Below are 12,587 nucleotides of genomic sequence, written 5' to 3' on the forward strand. Positions count from 1 at the left end.
AAAGGCGCGTGCCGCGCTCGCGCGGGCCCGAGCGAAGCGAGGGACAAGCATGAGTGCAAGCGTTCTCTATGACGTACCCGGCCCCAAGGCACGGATGCGCAACCGGATCTACGGCGTGGTGTCCATCCTCGCGATCCTCGGCCTGATCGCCTTTGTGGTCCACCGGCTCGACGACACCGGGCAGTTCCAGTCCGGGCTGTGGGAGGCCTACGAATACTCCAGCACCCAACAGCAGATCGTGGATGCCCTGGGGACGACGCTCAAGGCGTTCGCCCTGGCGGCGGTGCTCTCGCTCGCGTTCGGTGTGCTCCTGGCGGTCGCCCGGCTCTCCGATCACCGTCCGGTCCGCTGGGCGGCCACGGTGGTGGTGGAGTTCTTCCGCGCCATGCCGCTGCTCATCATGATGTTCCTGCTGGCCGCGGCGTTCTTCACCACCACTCCCATGTGGGCGGTGGTCATCGGGCTGATGCTGTACAACGGCTCGGTCCAGGCGGAGATCTTCCGCTCCGGCATCAATGCGGTGCCCAAGGGACAGAGCGAGGCCGCGTATGCCATCGGGCTGCGCAAGACCCAGGTGATGACCGGCATCCTCGTCCCGCAGGCCGTCCGCTCGATGCTGCCCTCGATCATCAGCCAGCTGGTGGTGACCCTCAAGGACACCTCGCTGGGTTCCATCATCCTCTTCGAGGAGCTGCTGTTCGTCGGCAAGAGGTTCGGCACGGTGCAGGTGAACGGCGTCTATGCCTTCATCCCGATGGTGATCGTCTTCGGCTCGATCTATGTCCTGCTGTGCCTGGCGCTGTCCTCCGTGGCCACCTGGGTCGAACGGCGCACTCAGCGCTCGCGCAAGGGTGCCCCGCCCGCACTGGTCGCCGCGGGCGCGGCCGTCATGGCCGATCCCGGACACAGCGCTCATGAGGCCGGACCGGGCGCCTCCGGCGCGGATTCCCCCAAGGCCGACTGAGGCCGCGGCAGCTGACGCCCCGTCGTCCGGTCCCGGGCGACGGGGCGCACACCACCGGCGCACCGCCCGGCCGGCACTGATCACTTGACGCATGCAGCGGCAGTGGGTTGCATACGTTCTGTGATCGCGCTCCTCCGTCTTCTCCCCTCCGGTGCACCGTGGACCCGGTGATCGTCGTCGGGGCCGGCCCGGTCGGCCTCACGCTGGCCCTGGCCCTGGCCCACCGCCAGGTACCCGTCGTCGTCCTGGACGAGGCACCGGCCGACGGCACGGACGGCGACCGGCGCCTGGCCCGCACGGCCGTGCTGCGGCCGGACACCGCCCGGATGCTGGAACGGCTCGGGTGCGCCACCACGGGCGGCGCCCGCTGGACGGGCTGGCGCACCCTGCGCCGCCGCTCGGTGGTGGCCCGGGTGGCGTTCGACGCTCCCCCCGAACCGGATGGGGACGACCCCCGGGCACCGGACGGAGCCGAAGACCTCCCGGTGGACTCCTCGGTGGACCCCTCGGTGGACCTCTCCGTCGGGGAGAGCGCCGGGGAACCATCTCCGCTGCACCTGCCGCAGTACGTCCTGACCCGGGAGCTGCGCGCCGCGCTCGCCGCCCAGGAGGGCGTGCGGATCGTTCCGGACAGCCGGGTGACCGTTCTCAAGCAGGACGCCGACGGGCTCACCGTGCGCACCCGGGGCGACAACGGCCCGTCCTGGCGGGCCAGTTATCTGGTCGGGTGTGACGGCGCGCGATCCGTGGTGCGCAAGCTGCTGGGCGCCCGCTTCCCGGGGCGCACAGCCGTGGAGCGGTATGCGGTCGCCGCGCTGCGCGCCCAACTGCCGTGGCCCGGCGAGGCCGTGCTGCACCGGTCTCCGGTGCGCGGCGGAGAGGTGACGGCCCGTCCGCTGCCGGACGAGGTGTGGCGCCTCGACTGGCTGCTGCCACCGGATGGCGAACTGGTCACTCCCGACGCCCTGCTCACCCTCGTCCATGACTCGCTGGCCATGTGGTGCGATGGCATTCCGTCGTACGACCTCCTGGACACGGGTGTGCACACCGTGCACCATCGGCTCGCGCGCCGCTGGCGCAGCGGGCGGGCCTTCCTCGCCGGGGATGCCGCGCATCTGCTGGGCGCGCTCGGTGTCCAAGGGGTCGAGGAGGGACTGCGGGACGCCGAAAACCTCGCCTGGAAGCTGGCGTTGGCCTGGCATCACGGTGCCTCGGAAGCGCTGCTCGACAGCTACCAGGCCGAGCGGCGCGCGGCGGTCGGGGCGCGGCTGCGGGCCGCCGACCGGGCGCTGCCCGCGGTGCGCGGCGAGGGCGGCTGGCGCACCGTACGGCGCGCGATGGTACCGGGCGCCGTACGCGGGCATGACGCGCTGCTCACCGAAGGCCAGCTGGGGCGCGGTGGGTTGGGCGCGCCACCGGTCCATGCCCGCACGGCCCTGGCTCCGGCGGCCCCGCCCGCCAATGCCGTCCCGGTGGAGACCGGTGTCGGCGCACCGGTGACGGATGTGCCGGTGACCGCGCCGGACGGGTCGGCGGTGGGGCTGCGCGACCGGCTGAACGGGGATCTGCTGGTGGTGCTGGTCGCCCCGGGCACGGGCGTGTGGGACCGGCGGCACTGGCTGGGCGCGGGGCTGATGCCCCGGCTGGCGGCCGCCGTCGGCGCGCTGCCGATGCGGGCGGAGCTGCTGGTCGCCGAGGGCTATCCAGGGGCCCCGGCGCACACGGTGCTGGTGGTGCGGCCGGACGGCCATCTGGTGGCCGCGCTCGCCGGGGTACGGGCCGCGGAGCTGTCCGCGTGCGCGGATGCGGCGCGGGGCGGTCCGGCGGAGCCGGGGCGGGCGGACCGGGCCACCGGCCGTGACCGGGAACTCCCGGAGCTCGACGGCGAGCCCAGTGAGGCTACGGCCAAGCGTTGACCGGTTCGTACCGTCGTGATTGACTCCGATGCGTGACAACGAGCGGCGCGCGCTTCTGGCGGAGGGTCCATGTGGACCTCCTCCGCTACGCGGGCTGCGTCTGTCGTCCGTCCTGTTGATCCGCTTTCTCGCCGCGCGGCCGGGTGCCGTGTGCTCTCTCGCGATCTCCCAGGACGGTTCCCTTGTCTCTTCCTGTACACACTGCTCCTGTACACACTGCCGCACCCGAGGCCCCGGGCGCACCGTCGGGCGCGCCCTCCGCGGCCGATCTGCTGCGCTTTGTACGCGCCACCGCCACCGATGAGGCGCTGGTTTCCGCTCTGCCGCTGGATCCCGAGGGCCGGACCTGGATCCGGCTGGAGGGGCCGGGCGGCAGCGAGGCCTGGCTCATCGGCTGGCCGCCCGGTTCGGGTACCGGCTGGCACGATCACGGTGGCTCCAACGGGGCCTTCGCGACGGCGGCGGGTGCGCTGATCGAGCAGTCGCTGGCGGCCCAACTGCCCACCGAGGGCTGGAAGGTGCTGGAGCTGGCGGATGGTGTCGACCGCGAGCGGCGGCTTGCCCATGGGGAGGGGCGGGCATTCGGCCCGCACCATGTGCATCAGGTGTGCAACGCGTCGTCACGGCATGCGGTGTCCGTGCACGCCTACCATCCGCCGCTGCCGATGATGCGCAGGTACAGCCGGGTTGGGCAGGTGCTGCGGCTGGAGCAGGTGGAGTGGCCGCAGGAGTGGGCATGAGGGTCGAGGAACTGCTGGCCGCCGCCCGCGCGGAGCTCGACCGCCTGGGCCCGGCCCGGGCGGCGGAAGTCCAGGCCGGGGGCGGGCTGTTGGTGGACATCCGCTATGCGGCGCTGCGCGAGCGCGACGGAACGATCCCGGGGGCGCTTGTGGTGGAGCGCAATGAGCTGGAGTGGCGGCTGGATCCGGCCTGCGCCCACCGCGCGGCGGAGGCGACCGGACATGATCTGCGGGTGGTGGTGATCTGCGACGAGGGCTATGCGTCATCGCTGGCGGCCGTGTCCTTGCGGCGGTTGGGCCTGTACCGGGCCACGGATCTGGCGGGCGGCTTCCAGGCCTGGCGGGCGGCGGGACTGCCGGTGGAGAGGGATGGGCGATCCGGTCCGTCCCGGGAGCACCCCCAGCGGTAGCCGGGGAATCCGGCACCGGACGAAACCGACATCGGCGGAACACCGCTCACCCCTCCGGAAGGTATCCGTCCAGCAGCTCGGGGTCGTCTCCCTCTGCCGCGAGAGCATCCCGCACCACCCGCAGGGCGAGCCCCTCGTCATAACCCTTGCGCGCCAGCATGCCGACCAGCCTGCGCACCCGCTTCTCCCGCTCCAGCCCCCGAGTGCCGCGCAGCTTGCGCTCGGCCAACTCCCGTGCCGTGCACTCCTCCTGCTCGGCATCGAGTTGCCCCAGCGCCTCGTCGATCACCGCCGAGCCCACCCCCTTGGTGCGCAGTTCGCGCGCCAGCGCCCGGCGGGCCAGCCCACGGCCGTGGTGCCGGGACTCCACCCATGCGCCGGCGAATGCCGCGTCGTCGACCAGCCCCACCTCCTCGAACCGGGACAGCACCTCCTCCGCCACCTCATCGGGAATCCCCCGCTTGGCCAGCGCCCGGGCGAGCTGTCCACGGGTGCGCGGTGACCCGGTGAGCAGGCGCAGACAGATCGCCCGCGCCTGCTCCTCCGGCGACGGTGGCACCACTTCCCCGGCCCTCGACGGGAACGCGGCACCACCGCCCGTACGGTCGCCGGCATACGGCCCCGGCCAGTCGCTTCGCCGTGTCATGGGATCGGCCGCGGCACTAGCTCTTGGCCGTCGCCTTGGCGGCCTTCCCCGTGGGCTTGGCCGCCGGGGCGGGCACCTTGGCCGGCTCGCCGACGGCCGCGCCCGCCGCGTCCGCGCCCGGCTCATCGCCCGGGGCCTCGGGCTTCACGCCCACGCCCAGCTTCTCCTTGATCCTCTTCTCGATCTCATTGGCGAGGTCGGGGTTGTCCTTGAGGAAGTTGCGGGCGTTCTCCTTGCCCTGGCCCAGCTGATCGCCCTCGTAGGTGTACCAGGCGCCCGCCTTGCGGACGAAGCCGTGCTCCACACCCATGTCGATCAAACCGCCCTCGCGGCTGATGCCCTGGCCGTAGAGGATGTCGAACTCGGCCTGCTTGAAGGGCGGCGCGACCTTGTTCTTGACGACCTTGCAGCGGGTGCGGTTGCCGACCGCCTCCGTGCCGTCCTTCAGCGTCTCGATCCGGCGGATGTCGATGCGCACCGAGGCGTAGAACTTGAGCGCCCGGCCACCGGTGGTGGTCTCCGGGGAGCCGAACATCACGCCGATCTTCTCGCGGAGCTGGTTGATGAAGATCGCGGTGGTCTTGGACTGGTTCAGCGCACTGGTGATCTTCCGGAGCGCCTGGCTCATCAGCCGGGCCTGGAGGCCCACGTGCGAGTCGCCCATCTCGCCCTCGATCTCCGCGCGCGGCACCAGGGCCGCCACCGAGTCGATGACGATCAGGTCGAGGGCGCCGGAGCGGACGAGCATGTCAACGATCTCCAGGGCCTGCTCACCGTTGTCCGGCTGGGACAGGATCAGGTTGTCGACGTCGACGCCCAGCTTCTTGGCGTACTCGGGGTCGAGCGCGTGCTCGGCGTCGACGAAGGCCACCGTGCCGCCCGCGCGCTGCGCGTTGGCCACCGCATGCAGGGTCAGGGTCGTCTTGCCGGAGGACTCCGGCCCGTACACCTCGACCACGCGGCCGCGCGGCAACCCGCCGACGCCGAGCGCGACATCGAGCGCGGTCGACCCGGTGGGAATGACCTCGATGGGCTCATTGGGCCGCTCGCCCAGGCGCATCACGGCGCCCTTGCCGAATTGCCGTTCAATCTGTGCGAGCGCGGCGTCCAGCGCCTTCTCGCGGTCCGTGCCTGCCATGGGTTCCACCCGGTTTGCTTGAGTCGATCGCTTCACGTCCATGACGCTAACGCCTGCCACTGACAACGGGCCCGGACGCCGCCCTGACCTGTGGATATCTCGTCCGGAGAGTTCGTCATCCGGCCGGGGCGGAACACCCATCAGAATGGATGTTCGATTTTCATGTCAAGCGGACCGCGCCGGTACCGCCGGGCGGCACCGTACCCGCGTCAGCGCCTGCTCTCGGGAACCTCCATCGCCCGGCACACCCCGCGCCACACGTCCTTGGCGTTCCAGCCCGCGTCCAGCGCCTGGTGCACCGTCCTGCCGCCGAGCTCGGACATCACATGATCGCGCGCGAAGGAGTCGGCATACACCGGACCGAAGTGGTCGGCCATGCGCTCCCAGAAGACCGTCAACCTCATACCCGCAGCGTACGGCTTCCTCCGCCGGGGCCCGGACGCCGCTGCCGCCCGAGGACGTCAACCCGGTACGCCCGGCCCCCCGCCCCTGCGGGTGCAGCCGGGCATGAGCCGATGACCGATGCCGTATTCGGCCCTACGGTCTTGTGCATGGCCCCATCCGGAGCATCCGCCGTAGTCCGTGCCGAACATTTCGTCTGGCTCACCGCCCGCGTCCTCGAACAACGCAGATTCGCCTACCACTTCCTGGGCGGCAGCCCCGATGCCGTGGAGGCGGCCCTGACCGCCTACCGGGGCGACGACGGAGGATATGGACACGCCCTGGAGCCCGACCTCCGCGGCCCGGTGAGCCAACCCCTGCACACCGCACACGCGTTGCGCGTGCTGGACGAGATCGGCCGCTGCGGCGACCGCCGTGCGGAGCGGGTCTGCCGCTACCTCACCGCGGTCTCCACCCCCGACGGCGCCCTGCCCGCACTCCACCCCTCGCTGCGCGGCTGCCCGGCCGCCCCCTGGCTCCCGGTACTGGACGACCCGCCGAGCGATCTGCTCAGCACCGGTCCCGTGGTGGGCCTGCTGCACCGCAACGCCGTGTGGCACGCCTGGCTGTTCCGCGCCACCGACTTCTGCTGGGCGGCGATCGACGCCCTCGGCCTGGGTGCGCGGACCCACCCGCACGAGGTCGAGGCCGCCGTCGCGTTCCTCGACGGCGCCCCGGACCGCACCCGGGCGGAGGCGGCCGCCGACCGGCTCGGCCGCGCGGTACGGGAGCAGCGGCTGGCCGTGCTGGACCCGGAGCGCATGGCGGACCACCCGGTGCCGGACGGATACGCACCCGGTGAGCACCACTTCCCGCACGACTTCGCACGCACCCCCGGCTCACTGGCGCGCGCCTGGTTCACCGACACGGAGCTCGAGCGGTCGCTGGACTTCCTCGCCGCCGCCCAGCAGGAGGACGGCGGCTGGCCGCTGCGCGGACGGGCATGGGCGCCGGGGACCGCCCTGGAGCACCGGCCGATGGCCACCATCGACGCGCTCCTGACCCTGCGCGCCCATGGACGCCCCGTCTGACATCTGGACGGGCCAACACCTGGACGAGCCGCTCCGGCCGACGGGCTTCCCCGGCCGAAACCGCCTCTGACCTGCCGGGACGGGGCATTGTCAGTGGTGCGGTGCACGATGGGGGACATGACGGACGACTCGGTGGCGACCACGGCGGGAGAGGGGTCTTCGGCTCTGGCCGCGTTCTCTCCCGCGACCCGCTCCTGGTTCACGGGGGCCTTCACCGCGCCCACGGCCGCCCAGGCGGGGGCCTGGCGGGCCATCGGCGAGGGCTCCGATGTGCTGGTCGTCGCACCGACGGGCTCCGGCAAGACACTCGCCGCCTTCCTCGCCGCGCTGGACCGGCTGGCGAGCATCCCACCGCCCGCCGAGCGCCGCCGGCGCTGCCGGGTGCTGTATGTGTCACCGCTCAAGGCCCTCGCGGTCGATGTCGAGCGCAATCTCCGCAGCCCGCTCACCGGCATCCGCCAGGAGTCGGTGCGGATGGGGCTGCCGGAGCCGGAGATCCGCGTGGGCATCCGGTCCGGGGACACCCCGGCCGGCGAGCGACGCGCGCTCGTCACCCGGCCGCCGGACATCCTGATCACCACCCCCGAGTCCCTGTTCCTGATGCTCACCTCCGCCGCGCGGGAGGCGCTCATCGGAGTGGAGACCGTCATCCTCGACGAGGTGCACGCCGTCGCCGGGACCAAGCGGGGCGCACACCTCGCACTGTCCCTGGAGCGCCTCGACACCCTCCTCGCCCGCCCCGCCCGGCGCATCGGCCTGTCCGCCACGGTGCGCCCGGTCGACGAGGTCGCCCGCTATCTCTCGCCGCTGCGCAGGGTGGAGATCGTCCAGCCGCCCTCGGGCAAGGAGTTCGACCTGTCGGTGGTCGTGCCGGTCGAGGATCTCGGGGAGCTGGGCAGCTCCCCCGTGCGGGAGGGCGACGACCGGGAGCGGCCCTCGATCTGGCCCCATGTCGAGGAGCACATCGCCGATCTCGTCCAGGCCCACCGCTCCACCATCGTCTTCGCCAACTCCAGGCGCCTCGCCGAGCGGCTGTGCAACCGGCTCAACGAGATCGCACACGAGCGGGCCACCGGGGAACCCCTGCCCGAACACCACTCCCCCGCCGAGCTGATGGCCGAGTCCGGCGCCGCCAAGGGAGCGCCGCCGGTCCTCGCCCGCGCCCACCACGGCTCGGTCTCCAAGGAGCAGCGGGCGCTGGTCGAGGAGGACCTCAAGGCAGGCCGGCTGCCGGCCGTGGTGGCCACCTCCAGCCTGGAGCTGGGCATCGACATGGGCGCGGTCGACCTCGTCGTCCAGGTCGAGTCACCACCGTCGGTCGCCTCCGGGCTGCAGCGCGTCGGCCGCGCCGGGCACCAGGTCGGCGCCGTCTCCACCGGCGTGGTCTTCCCCAAGTACCGCGGCGACCTGGTGCAGGCGGCGGTGGTGACGGAGCGGATGCGCCAGGGGGCCATCGAGTCCCTGCGGGTGCCCGCCAATCCGCTGGACGTGCTCGCCCAGCAGATCGTCGCCATGACCGCCATGGACCCCTGGCCCGTCGAGGAACTGCTGGCCCTGGTGCGCCGTGCGGCTCCCTTCGCCGCCCTGCCCGAGTCCGCCTTCACCGGGGTGCTCGACATGCTCGCCGGGCGCTATCCCTCCGACGCCTTCGCCGAGTTGCGCCCCCGCCTCGTCTGGGACCGCGTGGCCGGTACGGTCACCGGGCGCCCGGGGGCCCAACGGCTCGCCGTCACCTCCGGCGGCACCATCCCGGACCGCGGCCTCTTCGGGGTCTTCCTGGCGGGCGCCGAGCCCAAGAAGGGCGGCGGCCCATCGGACACAGCAGCGCAAAGCGCCTCCACTCGGGGTGGTGGCGGGCGGCGGGTCGGCGAGCTCGACGAGGAGATGGTCTACGAGTCGCGCGTCGGTGATGTGTTCACCCTCGGCACCACCTCCTGGCGGATCGAGGACATCACCCGCGACCGCGTCCTGGTCACCCCCGCACCCGGCACCCCGGGCCGGCTGCCGTTCTGGAAGGGCGACCAGCTCGGCCGCCCGCTCGAACTCGGCCGCGCCCAGGGCGCATTCCTGCGCGAACTCGGCGGCCGGCCGCCAGAGGCGGCGCGCGAGCGGCTCACCGCCGCCGGCCTCGACTCCCGGGCCGCCGACAACGTCCTCTCCTACCTCGACGAACAACGCCGCGCCTGCGGCCATGTGCCCGACGACCGGACCATCGTCGTCGAGCGGTTCCGCGACGAGCTCGGCGACTGGCGGATCGTCCTCCACTCCCCCTTCGGCGCCCAGGTGCACGCACCCTGGGCGCTGGCCCTCGGCGCCCGCCTCACCGAGCGGTTCGGCGTGGACACCCAGGTGATGCACGCCGACGACGGCATCGTGCTGCGCCTGCCCGACACCGACCTCCTGAGCCTGGATCCGGAGCCGCCCGGCACCGATCCGGCCGGTCAGGGCACGGCGTTCGACACCGGGCAGCCCCCCGTCGCAGCCGCCGATGTCGTCTTCGGCCAGGAGGAGATCGGCCGGATCGTCACCGACCAGGTCGGCGGCTCGGCCCTGTTCGCCTCCCGCTTCCGCGAATGCGCCGCCCGAGCCCTGCTCCTGCCGCGCCGCAGCCCCGGCAAGCGCACCCCGCTGTGGCAGCAACGCCAGCGCGCCGCCCAACTGCTCCAGGTGGCGGGCGAGTTCGGATCGTTCCCCATCGTCCTCGAAGCCGTCCGCGAATGCCTCCAGGATGTCTTCGACGTCCCCGGGTTGACCGAACTGATGGGCGACATCGAGGCGCGCCGCGTCCGGCTCGTCGAGGTGACCACCCCCGAGCCGTCGCCCTTCGCCCGCTCTCTGCTCTTCGGCTATGTCGCCCAGTTCCTCTACGAGGGCGACTCCCCGCTGGCGGAGCGCCGGGCGGCGGCCCTCTCCCTCGACTCCAGGCTGCTGGCCGAGCTGCTGGGCCAGGCCGAGTTGCGCGAACTGCTCGACGCGGAGGTGCTGACCGAGCTGGAGCGCGAGCTGCAGTGGCTGACCGAGGACCGCCGGGTCAAGGACGCCGAGGGCGTCGCCGACCTGCTGCGGCTTCTGGGCCCCCTCACCGGCTCCGAGCTGACCGAGCGCGGCGCCGAGCCGGAGTGGGCCCAGGAGCTGGCCGACGCCCGCCGGGCGATCCGGGTCCGGATCGCCGGCCAGGAGCACTGGGCCGCCGTCGAGGACGCCGGGCGCCTGCGCGACGCACTGGGCACGGCCCTGCCCACCGGCGTACCCGAAGCCTTCACCGAGCCCGTCAAGGACCCCCTCGGAGACCTCCTCGCCCGCTACGCCCGCACCCATGGCCCCTTCACCTCGGCGCAGGCCGCCGCCCGCTTCGGACTGGGCCCGGCGGTGACCGACGGGGCCCTGCACCGTCTCGCGGCGGACGGCCGCATCACCCCTGGCGAATTCCGCCCACCCGGCGCCCACCACCCTTCGGACGAAGCACTTCACCCTGCCGCCTTCACCGGCCCGAGCCAGGAGTGGTGCGAGACCGCCGTGCTGCGCAGGCTGCGCCGCCGCTCCCTCGCCGCACTGCGACAGGAGCTGGAGCCCGTACCGCCCACGGCGCTCGCCGCCTTCCTCCCCCAGTGGCAGCACCTCGGCGGCCACCGGCTGCGCGGTGTCGACGGACTGCTGCGCGCCATCGAGCAGTTGCAGGGTGTGCCCGTCCCCGCCTCCGCCCTGGAGAAGCTCGTCCTCCCGGCCCGGGTGAGCGACTTCTCCCCGGCGATGCTCGATGAACTCACCGCCGCCGGCGAGGTGTTGTGGGCCGGCGCCGGAGCCCTGCCCGGCAAGGACGGCCGGCTCATGCTGCTGCCCGCCGAGATGGCCCCGCTGCTGCTCCCGGCCCCGCACCCGCTGGAGCTCACCCCCCTGCAGCACGCCGTGCTGGACGCGCTCTCCGGTGGCTACGGCCTGTTCTTCCGTCAGATCGCCGAGCGGGTCCGGGCCGCGCTCCCGGATCTCGACGGCTCCGCCGGTGCGGACGCCCGGCTCGCCGATGCGATCTGGGAGCTCGCCTGGTCCGGCAGGCTCACCAACGACACGCTCGCACCGCTGCGTTCACTCCTCGGCTCCGGCCGCACCGCGGGGTCCACCGCACACCGCGCCAGGCGCGCGGTCCCCCGCGGCCGCTATGGCGCCTTCACCGGCCGTACGGCCCTGGCAGCCCGCCCCACCGCCGGCCGTGGCGGGCCGCCGACGGTCGCGGGCCGCTGGTCCCTGCTGCCCGACCGGGCCCCCGATCCCACGCACCGAGCCCATGCCCTGGCCCGTACGCTCCTCGACCGGCACGGCGTGGTGACCAGGGGCGCAGTCGCCGCGGAGGGGGTGGAGGGCGGCTTCTCGGCGGCCTACCGGGTGCTCTCGGCCTTCGAGGACAGCGGCCAGGCCCGCCGTGGCTATGTGGTCGAGGGCCTGGGCGCCGCCCAGTTCGCCATGGAGGGCGCGATCGACCGGCTGCGCGCCATCAGCATGGCGCGGGAGCGGGCAGGCGACACCGGGCCCGCCGAGCGCACCGGCGACCCGGCGGCCGCGCAGCCGCCCCGGCAGCGCACGGTCGTCCTCGCCGCCGCGGATCCGGCCAACGCCTATGGCGCAGCCCTCCCCTGGCCCGATCCGCCCGGCGACGCCTCCCACAAGCCCGGGCGCAAGGCCGGCTCCCTGGTGGTCCTCGTGGACGGCGCGCTCGCCCTCTATCTGGAGCGCGGCGGCAAGACCCTGCTGGCCTGGCCGCAGCCGGATGGCGGCGAAGAATCCGCCGGCCCCGGTCCCCGGCTGCAGGAAGCGGCGGCGGCCCTGGCCGAGGAGGCCCGGGCGGGCGCGCTGGGCACCGTCACCGTCGAGCGCGTCAACGGTTCCCCGGCACTCACCGACCCCTTGGGCGCGCTCCTGGAATCCGTGGGTTTCCATGCCACCCCGCGCGGACTGCGCCTGCGTGCGCCCTGAGCCAGTGCGATCCAGCCCCTGGGCCGGCCGGGTGAACGCCAAGCGGTCCCGGGGCCCGGCTCATCCCGAGCTCACCGCCGGGCACCGCGCCTGCGCTCCCGCCGCGCGGGCCGGGGCACACAGTGCACAGGCAGCAGGCTCAGCCCCCAGCCTCCGGCGGCCACCAGCCCTTCCACCATGCCGACCCTGCCGCCCGGCTGTGTGAACAGCCGGAACGTCGCCCAGCCCCACACACCGCCGACCAGGAGCGCAAGCAGCCGGTGGACCGGGCCACGCGGCCGACGGCAGCCCGGGATGTCGCGCCACAGCATGGCTTGCCTCCTTCGGCCGACA

At 73.3% G+C, this 12,587-nt stretch carries 11 protein-coding genes; 7 read left to right on the forward strand and 4 right to left on the reverse strand.

Annotated elements, in window-relative coordinates; genetic code table 11:
- The first annotated feature begins 49 nt into the window (after positions 1-49).
- From ABCR83_RS26705 to ABCR83_RS26725, 5 genes are all read left to right on the forward strand, one after another.
- Positions 50-964 (forward strand): amino acid ABC transporter permease, encoded by a 915-nt coding sequence (locus ABCR83_RS26705; protein ID WP_462697753.1) that lies wholly within the window; start codon positions 50-52, stop codon positions 962-964.
- A 158-nt stretch (positions 965-1,122) separates the two neighbouring features.
- Positions 1,123-2,880, forward strand: coding sequence for an FAD-dependent monooxygenase (locus tag ABCR83_RS26710; RefSeq protein WP_462697754.1), 1,758 nt, complete (start codon positions 1,123-1,125; stop codon positions 2,878-2,880).
- Between the two features lie 32 nt (positions 2,881-2,912).
- Entirely contained in the window at positions 2,913-2,999 is an 87-nt protein-coding gene (locus tag ABCR83_RS26715) for a putative leader peptide (protein WP_462697775.1), read from the forward strand.
- Between the two features lie 63 nt (positions 3,000-3,062).
- Positions 3,063-3,620, forward strand: coding sequence for a cupin domain-containing protein (locus ABCR83_RS26720; protein ID WP_462697755.1), 558 nt, complete (start codon positions 3,063-3,065; stop codon positions 3,618-3,620).
- Positions 3,617-4,030, forward strand: a complete 414-nt coding sequence (locus tag ABCR83_RS26725) for a rhodanese-like domain-containing protein (RefSeq protein WP_462697756.1) — start codon at positions 3,617-3,619, stop codon at positions 4,028-4,030. The genes ABCR83_RS26720 and ABCR83_RS26725 overlap by 4 nt, the downstream gene beginning before the upstream one ends.
- 46 nt (positions 4,031-4,076) lie before the next feature.
- Here the strand turns inward: ABCR83_RS26725 and recX are convergent, their stop codons facing one another.
- From recX to ABCR83_RS26740, 3 genes are all read right to left on the reverse strand, one after another.
- Positions 4,077-4,676: a recombination regulator RecX gene (recX, locus tag ABCR83_RS26730; RefSeq protein WP_462697757.1), complete on the reverse strand. Its 600-nt coding sequence runs from the start codon at positions 4,674-4,676 to the stop codon at positions 4,077-4,079.
- A 16-nt stretch (positions 4,677-4,692) separates the two neighbouring features.
- The gene (recA, locus tag ABCR83_RS26735) at positions 4,693-5,814 is read right to left on the reverse strand and encodes a recombinase RecA (protein WP_462697758.1); all 1,122 of its coding nucleotides are present in this window, start codon (positions 5,812-5,814) and stop codon (positions 4,693-4,695) included.
- Between the two features lie 209 nt (positions 5,815-6,023).
- Positions 6,024-6,218: a DUF3046 domain-containing protein gene (locus ABCR83_RS26740; protein WP_462697759.1), complete on the reverse strand. Its 195-nt coding sequence runs from the start codon at positions 6,216-6,218 to the stop codon at positions 6,024-6,026.
- Between the two features lie 147 nt (positions 6,219-6,365).
- Here ABCR83_RS26740 and ABCR83_RS26745 point away from each other — a divergent pair, with 147 nt between their 5' ends.
- Both ABCR83_RS26745 and ABCR83_RS26750 read left to right on the forward strand, forming a co-directional pair.
- Positions 6,366-7,286, forward strand: a complete 921-nt coding sequence (locus tag ABCR83_RS26745) for a hypothetical protein (protein ID WP_462697760.1) — start codon at positions 6,366-6,368, stop codon at positions 7,284-7,286.
- 117 nt (positions 7,287-7,403) lie between these two features.
- Entirely contained in the window at positions 7,404-12,254 is a 4,851-nt protein-coding gene (locus tag ABCR83_RS26750; RefSeq protein WP_462697761.1) for an ATP-dependent helicase, read from the forward strand.
- A 71-nt stretch (positions 12,255-12,325) separates the two neighbouring features.
- On the opposite strand, the gene ABCR83_RS26755 is transcribed toward ABCR83_RS26750, so the two are convergent.
- The gene (locus tag ABCR83_RS26755) at positions 12,326-12,565 is read right to left on the reverse strand and encodes a hypothetical protein (RefSeq protein WP_462697762.1); all 240 of its coding nucleotides are present in this window, start codon (positions 12,563-12,565) and stop codon (positions 12,326-12,328) included.
- Positions 12,566-12,587 lie beyond the last annotated feature (22 nt).

The organism is Streptomyces xingningensis, assembly GCF_054957865.1.